General features: G+C 57.2%; 17 protein-coding genes and 1 tRNA gene. 15 read left to right on the plus strand and 3 right to left on the minus strand.

Annotation, left to right across the window (positions count from 1 at the left end; genetic code table 11):
• Nucleotide 1 precedes the first annotated feature (1 nt).
• The 4 genes from JQF37_RS21125 to JQF37_RS21140 are packed head-to-tail and all read left to right on the plus strand — an operon-like array spanning nt 2 to nt 3,436.
• Nucleotides 2-1,021, plus strand: a complete 1,020-nt coding sequence (locus JQF37_RS21125) for a LacI family DNA-binding transcriptional regulator (protein ID WP_130206947.1) — start codon at nt 2-4, stop codon at nt 1,019-1,021.
• A gap of 24 nt (nt 1,022-1,045) precedes the next feature.
• The gene (gene rbsK / locus JQF37_RS21130) at nt 1,046-1,963 is read left to right on the plus strand and encodes a ribokinase (protein ID WP_130206945.1); all 918 of its coding nucleotides are present in this window, start codon (nt 1,046-1,048) and stop codon (nt 1,961-1,963) included.
• On the plus strand, nt 1,960-2,364 hold the full coding sequence (gene rbsD / locus JQF37_RS21135; protein WP_047531171.1) for a D-ribose pyranase: 405 nt from the start codon (nt 1,960-1,962) through the stop codon (nt 2,362-2,364). The genes rbsK and rbsD overlap by 4 nt, the downstream gene beginning before the upstream one ends.
• A gap of 43 nt (nt 2,365-2,407) precedes the next feature.
• Entirely contained in the window at nt 2,408-3,436 is a 1,029-nt protein-coding gene (locus JQF37_RS21140) for a nucleoside hydrolase (protein ID WP_130206943.1), read from the plus strand.
• A gap of 3 nt (nt 3,437-3,439) precedes the next feature.
• On the opposite strand, the gene JQF37_RS21145 is transcribed toward JQF37_RS21140, so the two are convergent.
• Nucleotides 3,440-3,649 (minus strand): hypothetical protein, encoded by a 210-nt coding sequence (locus JQF37_RS21145; RefSeq protein WP_047531169.1) that lies wholly within the window; start codon nt 3,647-3,649, stop codon nt 3,440-3,442.
• A 132-nt stretch (nt 3,650-3,781) separates the two neighbouring features.
• On the opposite strand from JQF37_RS21145, the gene JQF37_RS21150 reads away from it, so the two are divergent.
• A complete protein-coding gene (locus JQF37_RS21150) occupies nt 3,782-4,087 on the plus strand; it encodes a hypothetical protein (protein ID WP_130206941.1) in 306 nt (101 codons plus the stop codon).
• Nucleotides 4,088-4,250: 163 nt separating this feature from the next.
• Nucleotides 4,251-4,571 (plus strand): I78 family peptidase inhibitor, encoded by a 321-nt coding sequence (locus JQF37_RS21155; protein WP_047531166.1) that lies wholly within the window; start codon nt 4,251-4,253, stop codon nt 4,569-4,571.
• Between the two features lie 69 nt (nt 4,572-4,640).
• Here JQF37_RS21155 and JQF37_RS21160 read toward each other — a convergent pair whose 3' ends face one another.
• Both JQF37_RS21160 and JQF37_RS21165 read right to left on the minus strand, forming a co-directional pair.
• On the minus strand, nt 4,641-4,853 hold the full coding sequence (locus JQF37_RS21160) for a cold-shock protein (protein WP_003179963.1): 213 nt from the start codon (nt 4,851-4,853) through the stop codon (nt 4,641-4,643).
• 292 nt (nt 4,854-5,145) lie between these two features.
• Nucleotides 5,146-5,448: a hypothetical protein gene (locus JQF37_RS21165; RefSeq protein WP_130206939.1), complete on the minus strand. Its 303-nt coding sequence runs from the start codon at nt 5,446-5,448 to the stop codon at nt 5,146-5,148.
• 376 nt (nt 5,449-5,824) lie between these two features.
• On the opposite strand from JQF37_RS21165, the gene thrS reads away from it, so the two are divergent.
• The 9 genes from thrS (at nt 5,825) to JQF37_RS21210 (ending at nt 13,281) form a co-directional block, all read left to right on the plus strand.
• Nucleotides 5,825-7,747 (plus strand): threonine--tRNA ligase, encoded by a 1,923-nt coding sequence (gene thrS / locus JQF37_RS21170; RefSeq protein WP_047531159.1) that lies wholly within the window; start codon nt 5,825-5,827, stop codon nt 7,745-7,747.
• Entirely contained in the window at nt 7,747-8,298 is a 552-nt protein-coding gene (infC, locus tag JQF37_RS21175; RefSeq protein ID WP_172435341.1) for a translation initiation factor IF-3, read from the plus strand. Before thrS ends, infC begins: the two co-directional genes overlap by 1 nt.
• A 60-nt stretch (nt 8,299-8,358) precedes the next feature.
• Nucleotides 8,359-8,553, plus strand: a complete 195-nt coding sequence (rpmI, locus tag JQF37_RS21180; RefSeq protein WP_002553160.1) for a 50S ribosomal protein L35 — start codon at nt 8,359-8,361, stop codon at nt 8,551-8,553.
• A 28-nt stretch (nt 8,554-8,581) separates the two neighbouring features.
• Nucleotides 8,582-8,938 (plus strand): 50S ribosomal protein L20, encoded by a 357-nt coding sequence (gene rplT / locus JQF37_RS21185; RefSeq protein ID WP_007905879.1) that lies wholly within the window; start codon nt 8,582-8,584, stop codon nt 8,936-8,938.
• 109 nt (nt 8,939-9,047) lie between these two features.
• Nucleotides 9,048-10,064 (plus strand): phenylalanine--tRNA ligase subunit alpha, encoded by a 1,017-nt coding sequence (pheS, locus tag JQF37_RS21190; protein WP_130206937.1) that lies wholly within the window; start codon nt 9,048-9,050, stop codon nt 10,062-10,064.
• Between the two features lie 26 nt (nt 10,065-10,090).
• Nucleotides 10,091-12,472: a phenylalanine--tRNA ligase subunit beta gene (pheT, locus tag JQF37_RS21195; RefSeq protein ID WP_130206935.1), complete on the plus strand. Its 2,382-nt coding sequence runs from the start codon at nt 10,091-10,093 to the stop codon at nt 12,470-12,472.
• A gap of 3 nt (nt 12,473-12,475) precedes the next feature.
• Nucleotides 12,476-12,778 (plus strand): integration host factor subunit alpha, encoded by a 303-nt coding sequence (ihfA, locus tag JQF37_RS21200; RefSeq protein WP_002553164.1) that lies wholly within the window; start codon nt 12,476-12,478, stop codon nt 12,776-12,778.
• Nucleotides 12,759-13,115 (plus strand): MerR family transcriptional regulator, encoded by a 357-nt coding sequence (locus JQF37_RS21205; protein ID WP_003179985.1) that lies wholly within the window; start codon nt 12,759-12,761, stop codon nt 13,113-13,115. Before ihfA ends, JQF37_RS21205 begins: the two co-directional genes overlap by 20 nt.
• An 89-nt stretch (nt 13,116-13,204) precedes the next feature.
• Nucleotides 13,205-13,281: transfer RNA gene (locus JQF37_RS21210), tRNA-Pro, on the plus strand.
• Nucleotides 13,282-13,594: the final 313 nt, after the last annotated feature.

Here is a 13,594-nt window from a genome sequence, read left to right on the forward strand (position 1 = left end):
CATGGCAACGATCAAGGATGTAGCGGCACTTGCGGGCATTTCCTACACCACGGTTTCCCATGTGGTGAACAAAACCCGGCCGGTCAGCGAGGAAGTTCGGGTCAAAGTCGAGGCTGCCATCAAGACCCTCGACTACGTGCCCAGCGCCGTGGCCCGTTCCCTCAAGGCCAAAACCACCGCAACCATCGGCTTGCTGGTGCCCAACAGCCTCAACCCGTACTTTGCGGAACTGGCGCGGGGCATCGAGGATTACTGTGAGCGCAATGGCTACTGCGTGATTCTCTGCAACTCCGACGACAATCCGGACAAGCAGCGCAACTACCTGCGCGTATTGCTGGAAAAACGCATCGACGGGCTGATCGTCGCGTCGGCCGGCGGTGACAGCAGTCTGGCCCAAGGCCTGGCGGGCGTGCGTACACCGATGGTGATCGTCGACCGGGGTCTGGAAGGTGTCGATGTGGACCTGGTGCGCATCGACCACGAATACGGTGCGTATCTGGCGACTCGACACCTGCTGGAGTTGGGGCATAGGGATATCGCCACCATCAGCGGGCCGACCACCACCAGTGTGGCGCAAATGCGTCTGGCCGGATTTTGCCGTGCACTGACGGACGCAGGTATCGAGGTGCCACGCGAACGCATACTGGAAAGTGACTTCACCAGTACCGGCGGTTACAACGCTGCCGCGATCCTGCTGGAGCGCAATCCGCCCAGTGCGATCTTCGCCGCCAACGACATGATCGGCATCGGTGTGCTGCGAGCCGCCGCCGAGCGCAACATTCGCGTACCGACACAGTTGTCGGTGATCGGCTTCGACGACATCCAGATGAGTCGCTATGTCTATCCGGCATTGACCACCGTCGGCCAGTCGATCCTGCAGTTGGGCGAGATGGCGGCCGAAGTGCTGCTACGACGGATCGCCACGCCGCAACTGAGCACTGAGCAACGGATTGTGACGCCCAGCATCGTGATGCGTGAATCGACCGCGCCACTGGCGGGCGTGTTTGCCGAATATCGCTGAAACAGAACGAATGAGTAGTGATGTATGCCAGCAAAAGTAGTGGTAATAGGCAGTCTGAACATGGATTTGGTCACCCGCGCGCCTCGGCTGCCGCGGGGCGGGGAAACGCTGATTGGTGAATCCTTTGCCACGGTTTCCGGCGGCAAGGGTGCGAATCAGGCCGTGGCCGCCGCGCGACTCGGGGCGCAGGTGTCGATGGTCGGCTGTGTGGGCAGCGATGCCTACGGTAAGGAGCTGCGCGAAGCGCTGTTGGCCGAACGGATCGATTGTCAGGCGGTCAGCACCGTAGACGGTTCCAGTGGCGTGGCGTTGATCGTGGTCGACGACAATAGCCAGAACGCGATCGTGATCGTCGCCGGTGCCAACGGTTTGCTGACGCCAGCCGTGATCGGCTGCTTCGACTCGGTGCTGCAATCGGCCGACGTCATCATCTGCCAGCTGGAAGTGCCGGATGCGACGGTCGGTCATGCGCTCAAGCGTGGTCGAGAGCTGGGCAAGATCGTGATCCTCAATCCAGCCCCGGCCAGCCGCCCGTTACCGGCGCACTGGTACGCGAACATCGACTATCTGATTCCTAACGAGAGCGAGGCGTCGGCACTGAGTGGCGTGTTGGTGGACTCTCGGCAATCGGCGCAATCAGCCGCGAACCGATTGATCGAGATGGGGGCCGGAAAAGTGATTGTCACGCTTGGGGCCGATGGCGCGCTGTTCAACGATGGCACACGTTCCGAGCATTTTCCGGCGCCAGCGGTGAAGGCGGTTGACACCACCGCGGCCGGCGATACCTTCGTCGGCGGATTCGCCGCCGCACTGGCGTCAGGCCAAAGTGAGGCTGAAGCGATTCGTTTCGGGCAGGTCGCCGCGGCGCTGTCGGTCACCCGTGCTGGCGCACAGCCCTCCATTCCCACCTTGTCCGATGTACAGGTTTTTAATACACCATGAAAAAGACACCTTTGCTCAACGTCGCGCTGTCGCGGCTGATTGCTTCGCTGGGCCACGGCGACAAAGTGGTGATCGGCGATGCGGGGTTGCCGGTGCCTCCGGGGGTCGAGCTGATTGACCTGGCCTTGACCCACGGCATTCCGGATTTCATCAGCACCTTGAACGTTGTGCTCAGTGAAATGCAGGTCGAAAGCCATGTGTTGGCGCAGGAGATTCTGGAGAAAAAGCCGTCGGCACTGGTCGCGCTGGACAAGCTGAACGCCGAGGGCGCGCTTGGCCGGCGTGAGCTGCTGAGTCATGAACAATTCAAAGTCCTCAGCCGGCAAGCCCGGGCAATTGTTCGTACCGGTGAATGCCAGCCTTACTGCAATATCGTCCTGGTCGCCGGTGTGACGTTCTGAATCGCCTGGTTTCTCTGTTTCTGTCCTGCACAGGGCATGCGCCATGTGTCGCTATACTCGGAAACTGTACTTCTTGCGTCGGAGTCTGTTGCTTTTGTCCCTGATTAACCCAGGCAGCGTTGAGGCTGTGGAAAAGATCGACTTGATCATCGATACCGACCCCGGTGCTGACGACGTGATCGCATTGTTGTTTGCGCTGGCATCGCCGGGCGAACTCAATATCCATGCGTTGACCACAGTCGCTGGCAACGTTCGGCTGGACAAGACGTCACGCAACGCACGATTGGCCCGGGAGTGGGCGGGGCGCGAGGACGTGCCGGTCTACGCCGGGGCACCGACACCGCTGCAACGCACGCCGATCCATGCCGAAGATATTCATGGCAAGGAGGGCCTGTCGGGTGTCCTCGTGTATGAACCGAAGAAAGGTTTGGCCAAGGACGGTGCGGTCGACTTCCTCATCGACACCCTGAAGGCGGCCAGGCCCCACAGCATCACCATCGCCATGCTGGGGCCGCAGACCAACCTGGCGCTCGCGCTGATCCAGGAACCTGAAATCGTCCAGGGCATCAAGGACGTCGTGATCATGGGCGGTGCGCATTTCAACGGCGGCAACATCACACCCGTCGCGGAGTTCAACCTGTTCGCCGATCCACACGCTGCCGAGGTTGTACTCAAGAGTGGTGCAAGGCTGACTTACCTGCCGCTGGATGTGACCCACAAGATCCTCACCAGTGATGCGCGCCTGCAGCAGATCGCTGCGCTGGATAACAATGCCAGCAAACTGGTCGGCGATATTCTGAGTGAGTACATCAAGGGCGATATGGAGTACTTCGGTATCCCGGGTGGCCCCGTGCATGACGCTACGGTTATTGCTTACCTGCTCAAGCCGGAGCTGTTCAGCGGTCGCCATGTCAACGTAGTGGTCGACAGTCGCGAGGGGCCGACCTTCGGTCAAACCATTGTCGACTGGCATAACGGCCTAGGGGCACCGAAGAATGCGTTCTGGGTGGACAGCGGCGACGCCCAGGGATTCTTCGATCTGCTGACCGAACGCCTGGCCCGCCTGAAGTAATCCTTACGAGCGTTCGGAATGTCCGCCGCCCTGATGGGGTGGGTATTTCTCGAAAATCTGTTGGATAAAGGATTGGGCGGCTTCGGTGCCCAGTTCCTTGACCAGTAAATCGATACCGATGATTGCGAGCTCTTCCGGGCTGCCGGGACTATAAGAGCTGTGGCCCTCTGACCACTTGGCGTTAATGGCGGCGTCGATGCTTACGGTGGTCATTGTGGTGCTCGTGCGGTCGGGAAGGTCTGAGTGCCGAGTTAACCATTTTGCAGGACGTTTGGCACTCCGACTTAGGCATCAATGGAGGGCTATGCGACACTTGGTCTTTAACGACTTTTCAAGGACTGCGCTGTGCAGATCGATTTGAACACGCCTGATGGCTTGACCCTTGAGGCGGTGCGTCAGCTGCTGGCCGCCGCCAGCGATGATGAGCATACCCAGTTGCGGGTGACCAAGGGCGGTATCGCCTATATTTCATCGGGGGTCGTGGGCGGCTCCGATATCGACGGGTTGCTGTTTCGCCTGGAGACTTGGGCCAAGGGTTCAGGCTATGTCGGACGGGTCGCCGCCAGTGACGAGGTCTGGGTCATGCAAATCTTCAATGCGCTGAAGCAGAACTGGCCGAAGCCGGCATTCGATTACATCGACGTCTATTGACCCGCTCATATTCAGTCACGATTGAGGCATGAAGGGTAGGGCAACGCTCAGGCAAACTTGCCGTTTGTCTGCGGCGGCGGTCTTGCTGCCAGAACGCTCGATGAACCAAGCGCCGGATTGGCGGTCGCACAAATTCAGTTTAACTATCGAAAAAGGAGGCTTCATGCCTTGGAAGCTCGCGTCATTGGGTGCTCTGTTGGCCGTTGCCACACTGGCCGGTTGCAGCACTGCCGCTACCGATTCGGCAACTGACCCTGTAACGACGACTGACACGGGTCACAGCCGTTGCGAAGCGAAAGCGGCCGAATTCACCTTGGGCAAAACGGCTTCGGCTGAACTGTTGGAGCAGGCGCGCAAGCGTGCGGGCGCACAGAATGCGCGGTTTCTGTCGCCAAATGACATGGTGACGCTGGAGTATCGCTCCGATCGCCTCAACCTGAGCACCGACGCCAATAAAGTCGTGACTCGCGTGAACTGCGGCTGATCGCCAACTTTTGCGTTATCCATAAAAAACCCCGTCACATGGACGGGGTTTTTTTAGTGCGCCTGGAAATTACTCTGGGCGAACTTGAGCAGCTTGCATACCCTTTTGGCCTTTCTCAGCCACGAAGGAAACGGTTTGGCCTTCTTTCAGGCTTTTGAAACCGTCGCTTTCGATAGCTTTGAAGTGTACGAACAGGTCGTCACCGCCACCTTGAGGAGTGATGAAGCCGAAGCCTTTTTCATCGTTGAACCATTTAACGGTGCCGGTTTGGCGATTAGACATGGTGTATCTCCAAGAAACATATATTTTCAGTAGTACTGTGCTGCTCAGGCCAACTGGGCACACCGGGGTATCATAGTCGAAATGTTCGCTTTGGGAGCCCCCCACGGGTGCTGTTTGCCCTACAGTCGCACACTCTTTGTTGGCTGATATCGCTGAAAGCCCCGATTTAAAAGGCTTTCAGCTGAAAGTAAAGGTGATAAAAAAAGCTGTAAAACCTGCATAAAATGTCCGAAAAAGCGATTTTCAGGGGCTGTTTGCTGGCTGAAAATGCCTTTCTGGAGCTTGAACGGACTTATTTTTGCGTCGGATTGTCGGCCTTGCACTTGGCAATCTGGGTAAGGGCCTGCTGTTGCAGTTCATTGCTGGCCTTGTTGTCCATCAAGGCCTGAAGATCTTTGGCGGGGTACGATTTGATTGCATCGGCACCGCAAGCACAGTGGGCCTTGGCCGCAGGGTCGCCGATCCCTTGTGCAGCCGCAGGGACGCACTGAGCCATGTATTTATCGCGCGCGCCTTTGGGCCATTCAGCGTGGGCGGCCAGCGGCAACAGCAGGACGATGGGTGCGACTACAGCGAATAAACGATTCAGACGCATGCCGAGGATGCTCCTTTGTGGGTCGATGACTTGATGTTCGAGGGGTAAAGCGGGGATCAAGTTCAGCACTCTGGCATAAAAACGTAAGATTTACCCCGTCGGTAAAGCTCTGTACCGCGACGACCATTCATCTGTGCTAGCATGCCTGGCTCGGACGTTTGCAGGCTCCGGTCGACCTTCAGTCCCGGTTGCGGCAGGCGCACGAATAACCCTGATTTGAATCCCAGTCACTCTGGTTCGGTTTTCCGGTTGGCCGCAAGGCTCCTGCCGCTGTAAGGCAGGCGTTCGTCAGTGAATGGCCTGGATCGGATCTTGTACTGGCTCATCCCAACCCACGTGACCTTTGGTAGGGGTCACCACTAGGAGAGGAGGCGCCATGCCAACTATTACTCTTCCCGACGGCAGTCAACGTTCATTCGATCACCCGGTATCCATCGCCGAGGTCGCAGCATCCATTGGTGCGGGCCTGGCCAAGGCCACAGTGGCCGGTAAGGTCAATGGCAAGCTGGCCGATGCCAGCGATATCATCGACAGCGACGCAACGCTCCAAATCATTACGCCAAAGGATGAAGAGGGGCTGGAGATCATTCGCCACTCTTGCGCCCACTTGGTCGGCCACGCGGTCAAGCAGCTGTATCCAACCGCCAAAATGGTGATTGGCCCGGTCATTGACGAAGGCTTCTATTACGACATCGCCTTCGAGCGTCCTTTCACTCCGGACGACCTGGCCGCCATCGAACAGCGCATGCAGCAGCTGATCGAAAAAGATTACGACGTCATCAAGAAAGTCACTCCGCGCGCCGAAGTGATCGAAGTGTTCAAGGCTCGCGGTGAAGACTACAAGCTGCGTCTGGTCGAGGACATGCCGAATGAACAGGCAATGGGCCTGTACTATCACGAAGAATACGTCGACATGTGCCGTGGTCCGCACGTGCCGAACACCCGTTTCCTGAAATCCTTCAAGCTGACCAAGTTGTCCGGCGCCTACTGGCGTGGCGACGCCAAGAACGAGCAGTTACAGCGCGTTTACGGCACCGCATGGGCTGACAAAAAGCAGCTGGCGGCGTACATCCAGCGTATTGAAGAAGCTGAAAAGCGCGATCACCGCAAGATTGGCAAGCGTCTGGGCCTGTTCCACACCCAGGAAGAAGCGCCAGGCATGGTGTTCTGGCACCCGAACGGCTGGACGCTGTACCAGGTGCTCGAGCAATACATGCGCAAGGTTCAACGCGACAATGGTTACCTGGAGATCAAGACTCCCCAGGTCGTTGACCGCAGCCTGTGGGAAAAGTCCGGGCACTGGGCCAACTACGCCGACAACATGTTCACCACGCAGTCGGAAAACCGCGACTACGCCATCAAGCCAATGAACTGCCCTTGCCACGTGCAGGTGTTCAACCAGGGCCTGAAGAGCTATCGCGAGTTGCCAATGCGTCTGGCCGAGTTCGGTGCCTGCCACCGTAACGAGCCATCGGGTGCCCTGCACGGCATCATGCGCGTTCGTGCGTTCACTCAGGACGACGCCCACATCTTCTGCACCGAAGAGCAGATGCAGGCCGAATCCGCTGCGTTCATCAAGCTGACCATGGACGTTTACGCCGACTTCGGCTTTAAAGATGTCGAGATGAAACTGTCCACTCGTCCGGAAAAGCGCGTCGGTTCCGACGAGTTGTGGGATCGCGCCGAAGCTGCATTGGCTGCAGCCCTTGATAGCGCAGGCTTGCCGTACGATCTGCAGCCGGGCGAAGGTGCGTTCTACGGTCCGAAGATCGAATTCTCTCTGAAAGATTGCCTGGGTCGTGTCTGGCAGTGTGGTACCCTGCAGCTCGATTTTAACCTGCCAGTCCGACTGGGTGCCGAATTCGTCTCCGAAGACAACAGCCGCAAGCATCCGGTGATGTTGCATCGGGCGATCCTGGGTTCCTTCGAGCGTTTCGTCGGAATTCTGATCGAGCACTACGAGGGTGCATTCCCTGCATGGCTGGCGCCGACTCAGGCAGTGATCATGAATATCACTGATAAACAGGCAGATTTTGCCGCCGAGGTCGAAAAAACTCTCAACGAAAGCGGGTTTCGTGCCAAGTCTGACTTGAGAAATGAAAAGATCGGCTTTAAAATCCGCGAGCATACCTTGCTCAAGGTTCCCTATCTCTTGGTTATCGGAGATCGGGAAGTCGAGATGCAGACTGTCGCTGTGCGTACTCGCGAAGGTGCTGACCTGGGCTCGATGCCCGTCGCCCAGTTTGCTGAGTTCCTCGCGCAAGCGGTTTCCCGGCGTGGTCGCCAAGATTCGGAGTAATTATTATTAAGCGTGAAATGAGACAAGATAAACGAGCTGCACCGAAAGCCCCGATCAACGAGAATATCTCGGCACGCGAGGTTCGGTTAATTGGGGCTGAAGGCGAGCAGCTTGGGATTGTGTCAATTGAAGACGCGCTTCTTAAGGCTGAAGAGGCCAAACTGGATCTGGTGGAAATTTCTGCCGATGCAGTACCCCCTGTTTGCAAACTGATGGACTACGGCAAGTCGATCTTCGAAAAGAAGAAGCAGATTGCTGCGGCCAAGAAAAACCAGAAGCAGATTCAGGTTAAAGAAATCAAGTTTCGTCCAGGGACGGAGGAAGGGGATTACCAGGTAAAACTGCGCAACCTGGTACGTTTCCTGAGTGACGGGGACAGGGCCAAGGTATCCTTGCGATTCCGCGGCCGTGAGATGGCCCACCAGGAGCTGGGGATGGAACTCCTCAAGCGAGTTGAAGGTGACTTGCTCGAGTACGGTTCGGTCGAACAGCATCCTAAGATGGAAGGACGCCAGCTGATCATGGTCATCGCCCCGAAAAAGAAGAAGTAATCAACAGGGCACGGCAGGCCTTCTGATTATGTTTATCAACTGAATGCGGAGTATCCGAACATGCCAAAAATGAAGACCAAAAGTGGTGCTGCTAAGCGGTTTCTGAAAACTGCTAACGGTATCAAGCACAAGCACGCTTTCAAGAGCCACATCCTGACCAAAATGTCGACCAAGCGTAAGCGTCAACTGCGCGGTAGCAGCTTGCTGCATCCGTCTGACGTGGCAAAAGTCGAGCGCATGCTGCGCCTTCGTTAATTTTAGTCAAGAATAGAGGAAGTAACTCATGGCTCGTGTAAAGCGTGGCGTCATTGCCCGTAAACGTCACAAAAAAATTCTGAAACTTGCTAAAGGCTACTACGGCGCTCGCTCGCGCGTATTCCGTGTTGCCAAGCAAGCGGTAATCAAGGCAGGCCAATACGCCTACCGTGACCGTCGTCAGAAAAAACGTCAGTTCCGCGCTCTGTGGATCGCTCGTATCAACGCTGGTGCACGTATCAACGGTCTGTCCTACAGCCGTTTCATCGCCGGCCTGAAAAAAGCGTCCATCGAGATCGACCGTAAGGTTCTGGCTGATCTGGCAGTGAACGAAAAAGCGGCGTTTGCTGCGATTGTCGAGAAAGCTAAAGCCACCTTGGCTTAAGTACCCCCGACAGTCACCCGGTCTCACCTCTGTGGGGCCAGGTGTTAAACGTCATAAATAGGGGAAGAGCCTTCAAGCTCTTCCCCTATTTTGTATCTGGAGTCTGTACATGGAAAACCTGGATGCGCTCGTCTCGCAAGCTCTAGAGGCTGTGCAAAGCGCTGAAGATATCAATGCCCTGGAGCAAATCCGGGTTCACTACCTTGGCAAAAAGGGTGAATTGACTCAGGTGATGAAGACCCTGGGGAATTTGCCGGCAGAAGAGCGTCCGCAAGTCGGTGCGCTGATCAACGTTGCCAAGGAGCGTGTCACAGATGTTCTCAATGCGCGCAAGGCATTGTTTGAAGAGGCCGATCTGGCCGCCAAACTCGCTGCCGAGTCCATTGACGTGACCTTGCCTGGCCGTGGTCAGACCTCTGGTGGTCTGCATCCGGTTACTCGCACTCTGGAACGCATCGAGCAGTTCTTTACCCATATTGGCTACGGCATTGCCGAAGGCCCTGAGATCGAAGACGACTACCACAACTTTGAAGCGCTCAACATCCCAGGCCATCACCCGGCCCGGTCGATGCATGACACCTTCTATTTCAATGCCAACATGTTGCTGCGCACCCATACCTCGCCGGTACAGGTCCGCACCATGGAATCCAAGCAGCCGCCGATCCGCATCGTCTGCCCAGGCCGTGTGTATCGTAGCGACTCGGATATCACCCATTCGCCGATGTTCCATCAGGTCGAAGGCCTGCTGGTCGATCGCGACATCAATTTCGCCGACCTCAAAGGCACCATCGAAGAGTTCCTGCGGGTGTTCTTCGAAAAAGAACTGGCCGTGCGTTTCCGCCCTTCGTACTTCCCGTTCACCGAGCCATCCGCCGAAGTCGACATGGAATGCGTGATGTGCAGCGGTAAAGGCTGCCGTGTGTGCAAGCAGACTGGCTGGCTGGAAGTGATGGGCTGCGGCATGGTTCATCCGAACGTGCTGCGCATGTCCGGGATCGATCCGGAAGAGTTCTCGGGCTTTGCCTTCGGCATGGGCGTTGAGCGTCTGGCCATGCTGCGTTACGGCGTGAACGACTTGCGTCTGTTCTTCGACAACGACTTGCGGTTCCTCGCGCAATTTCGCTAGTCGTAACGAATTCTTAGGAGAGCAGGATGAAATTCAGTGAACAATGGCTGCGTGGCTGGGTAAGCCCGCAGGTAAGTCGTGACGAGCTGGTTGCTCGTCTGTCGATGGCCGGCCTTGAGGTCGATAGCGTCACGCCGGCCGCCGGTGTATTCAGCGGCGTCATCGTGGGCGAGGTGCTGAGCACCGAACAGCACCCGGACGCCGACAAACTGCGCGTTTGCCAGGTCAGCAATGGTTCGGAGACGTTCCAGGTCGTTTGTGGCGCGCCAAACGTACGCCCGGGCCTGAAGATTCCGTTCGCCACCATCGGTGCCGAGCTGCCGGGCGATTTCAAAATCAAGAAAGCCAAGCTGCGTGGCGTTGAATCCAACGGCATGTTGTGCTCCCAGGCCGAACTGCAAGTCGGTGAAGGCAACGACGGCTTGATGGAATTGCCTGTCGATGCGCCTGTAGGCCAGGACATTCGTGAGTACCTGAACCTGGACGACGCCAGCATCGAGGTCGACCTGACCCCGAACCGCGGCGACTGCCTGTCCCTGGCGGGCCTTGCTCGTGAAGTCGGCGCGCTGTACGCCGCCCAGGTCACTCGCCCCGTAGTGGCTGCGGTTCCTGCGGTGCACGATGAAGTGCGCTCGGTTGAAGTGCTGGCACCTGCCGCCTGTCCGCGTTACCTGGGGCGTGTCATCCGTAACGTCGACCTGTCCCGGCCTACGCCGCTGTGGATGGTTGAGCGCCTGCGTCGCTCCGAGGTGCGCAGCATCGACGCTGCTGTCGATATCACCAACTACGTCATGTTGGAGCTGGGTCAACCGCTGCACGCCTTCGACCTCGCCGAAATCAACGGCGGCATCCGCGTGCGGATGGCTGAAGAGGGCGAAAAGCTGGTTCTGCTCGATGGTCAGGAAGTCAGCCTGCGTAGCGATACGCTGGTGATTGCCGACCACACCCGCGCGCTGGCAATTGCCGGTGTCATGGGCGGTGAGCACAGCGGCGTCAACACCGAGACCACTCGCGACATATTCCTGGAAAGCGCGTTCTTCGATCAGATCGCTGTCGCTGGCAAGGCTCGTTCCTATGGTCTGCACACCGACGCGTCGCACCGCTACGAGCGTGGTGTGGACTGGCAACTGGCCCGTGAAGCCATGGAGCGCGCCACTGGCCTGCTGCTGGAAATCACCGGTGGCGAAGCGGGTCCGATCATCGAAACCGTCAGCGAGCAGCACCTGCCGTCGATCGCTCCGGTGACCCTGCGTAGCCAACGCATTGCCCAGATGTTGGGCATGGAAATGGATTCGGCCGAAGTTGAGCGTCTGCTCACTGCTTTAGGCCTGGGAATTACCGCCGACGGAGCAGGGCAGTGGCGCGTAGAAGTGCCAAGCCATCGTTTCGACATCAGCCTGGAAGTCGACCTGATCGAAGAGCTGGCTCGTTTGTACGGCTATAACCGCCTGCCGGTTCGTTACCCGCAGGCGCGTCTGGCGCCGCAAGCCAAGGCCGAAGCCCGTAGTGATCTGCCTGAACTGCGCCGACTGCTGGTAGCCCGTGGTTATCAGGAAGCGATCACCTACAGCTTCCTCGATCCGAAACAGTTCGAGTTGTTTAATCCGGGTGTTGAACCGCTTCTGTTGGCCAATCCGATTTCGAACGACATGGCCGCCATGCGTTCGTCCTTGTGGCCTGGTCTGGTCAAGGCGCTGCAGCACAACCTGAACCGTCAGCAAGACCGTGTACGTCTGTTCGAAAGCGGCTTGCGTTTCGTCGGTCAGTTGGAAGGCCTGAAACAAGAGCCGATGCTCGCGGGTGTGGTTTGCGGTAGCCGCCTGCCTGAAGGCTGGGCGCAAGGTCGCGACACCGTGGACTTCTTCGACGTCAAGGCTGACGTGGAAGCGGTGTTGGGCTTTGCCGGTGCGCTGGACGCGTTCACGTTCGTTCCGGGCAAGCACCCAGCATTGCATCCGGGTCAAACTGCGCGTATCGAGCGTGAGGGGCGTCTGGTCGGTTTTGTCGGCGCGATCCACCCTGAATTGTCGAAAACGCTTGGGTTGGACCGTCCCGTGTTCGTTTTCGAACTGGTTCTGGCAGAAGTCGCGTCGGGCAAAATGCCTAAATTCCAGGAGTTATCGCGCTTTCCTGAAGTGCGTCGTGACCTGGCATTGATCGCGGACAAGGCCGTCGCCGCCACGGCTGTATTGGACGTAATCCGTGAAAATGCAGGCGAATGGCTGACAGACCTCAGGCTATTTGACGTGTATCAGGGTAAAGGCATTGATCCTGATAGAAAAAGCCTCGCAGTTGGCTTGACCTGGCAGCATCCATCGCGCACTCTTAATGACGATGAGGTGAATTCTGCGACGCAAAACATCCTCACCTCGCTCGAACAAAGGTTGAACGCCACGTTAAGGAAGTGACGTATGGGGGCTTTGACGAAAGCTGAGATGGCGGAACGTCTGTATGAAGAGCTGGGCCTGAACAAGCGGGAAGCCAAGGAATTGGTCGAACTGTTTTTCGAGGAAATCAGGCACGCTCTTGAAGACAACGAACAAGTGAAATTGTCCGGTTTCGGCAATTTCGACCTTCGGGACAAACGCCAGCGGCCTGGCCGCAATCCGAAAACGGGAGAAGAAATCCCGATCACGGCTCGCCGTGTGGTCACCTTTCGTCCAGGGCAGAAGTTGAAGGCCCGAGTTGAGGCTTATGCTGGAACCAAGTCATAACGACGAGCTACCCGTCATCCCAGGCAAACGCTACTTCACCATCGGTGAAGTCAGCGAGCTATGTGCGGTAAAACCGCACGTGCTGCGCTATTGGGAGCAGGAGTTTCCTCAACTCAACCCCGTCAAACGCCGCGGAAACCGCCGGTATTATCAGCGCCAGGACGTGCTGATGATCCGGCAGATCCGAGCGCTTCTTTACGATCAAGGATTCACCATCGGCGGCGCGCGTCTGCGTTTGTCCGGTGATGAGGCCAAAGATGACACAACCCAATACAAACAAATGATTCGCCAGATGATCGCTGAGCTGGAAGATGTTCTGGTGGTCCTCAAGAAATAAATTCCTGCGTTTAAATACTTCCAGTTTTCAAACGCTTGCGATATATTCTTGAGCGTTCCTCGAGATGAGGAACAGGTTTCACGCCTAGTCGGGGCGTAGCGCAGTCCGGTAGCGCACTAGCATGGGGTGCTAGGGGTCGAGTGTTCGAATCACTCCGTCCCGACCATATATTTCAATGACTTAGCCCGGTTCGGAAACGACCGGGCTTTGTTGTTTCTGGGTTATGTTCGTTTTGGTCACCGTTGGGTCACCGTTAGCAAAAAGCTCGTAAAGTGCCTGGCAGGGCTTCGTCGCGTTGAAACCTGTCAAGGCTGATCAGTTCTGACTGTATTGGCTGCGATCTGTTCCTTTTCGCGAACTTTCTCTTGGTGGGCGCTGGCTGGCATCGACACGACGAGCTGTCTTCATTTTTTTCTGATCACCACCAGAAGGATATGGCAAATCAGGGCGAGGCCGAGCACCAACTGCTTATGGTGGGT

It is taken from the genome of Pseudomonas sp. MIL9 (genome assembly GCF_016887925.1).
GTDB lineage: Bacteria > Pseudomonadota > Gammaproteobacteria > Pseudomonadales > Pseudomonadaceae > Aquipseudomonas > Aquipseudomonas mohnii.

Excerpts from the sequence above, each read along its gene's own strand:
- JQF37_RS21125 (WP_130206947.1), top strand. The coding sequence starts at position 2 with ATGGCAACGATCAAGGATGTAGCGGCACTTGCGGGCATTTCCTACACC.
- rbsK (WP_130206945.1), top strand. The coding sequence starts at position 1,046 with ATGCCAGCAAAAGTAGTGGTAATAGGCAGTCTGAACATGGATTTGGTC.
- rbsD (WP_047531171.1), top strand. The coding sequence starts at position 1,960 with ATGAAAAAGACACCTTTGCTCAACGTCGCGCTGTCGCGGCTGATTGCT.
- JQF37_RS21140 (WP_130206943.1), top strand. The coding sequence starts at position 2,408 with ATGTGTCGCTATACTCGGAAACTGTACTTCTTGCGTCGGAGTCTGTTG.
- JQF37_RS21145 (WP_047531169.1), bottom strand. The coding sequence starts at position 3,649 with ATGACCACCGTAAGCATCGACGCCGCCATTAACGCCAAGTGGTCAGAG.
- JQF37_RS21155 (WP_047531166.1), top strand. The coding sequence starts at position 4,251 with ATGCCTTGGAAGCTCGCGTCATTGGGTGCTCTGTTGGCCGTTGCCACA.
- JQF37_RS21160 (WP_003179963.1), bottom strand. The coding sequence starts at position 4,853 with ATGTCTAATCGCCAAACCGGCACCGTTAAATGGTTCAACGATGAAAAA.
- JQF37_RS21165 (WP_130206939.1), bottom strand. The coding sequence starts at position 5,448 with ATGCGTCTGAATCGTTTATTCGCTGTAGTCGCACCCATCGTCCTGCTG.
- thrS (WP_047531159.1), top strand. The coding sequence starts at position 5,825 with ATGCCAACTATTACTCTTCCCGACGGCAGTCAACGTTCATTCGATCAC.
- rpmI (WP_002553160.1), top strand. The coding sequence starts at position 8,359 with ATGCCAAAAATGAAGACCAAAAGTGGTGCTGCTAAGCGGTTTCTGAAA.
- rplT (WP_007905879.1), top strand. The coding sequence starts at position 8,582 with ATGGCTCGTGTAAAGCGTGGCGTCATTGCCCGTAAACGTCACAAAAAA.
- pheS (WP_130206937.1), top strand. The coding sequence starts at position 9,048 with ATGGAAAACCTGGATGCGCTCGTCTCGCAAGCTCTAGAGGCTGTGCAA.
- pheT (WP_130206935.1), top strand. The coding sequence starts at position 10,091 with ATGAAATTCAGTGAACAATGGCTGCGTGGCTGGGTAAGCCCGCAGGTA.
- ihfA (WP_002553164.1), top strand. The coding sequence starts at position 12,476 with ATGGGGGCTTTGACGAAAGCTGAGATGGCGGAACGTCTGTATGAAGAG.
- JQF37_RS21205 (WP_003179985.1), top strand. The coding sequence starts at position 12,759 with ATGCTGGAACCAAGTCATAACGACGAGCTACCCGTCATCCCAGGCAAA.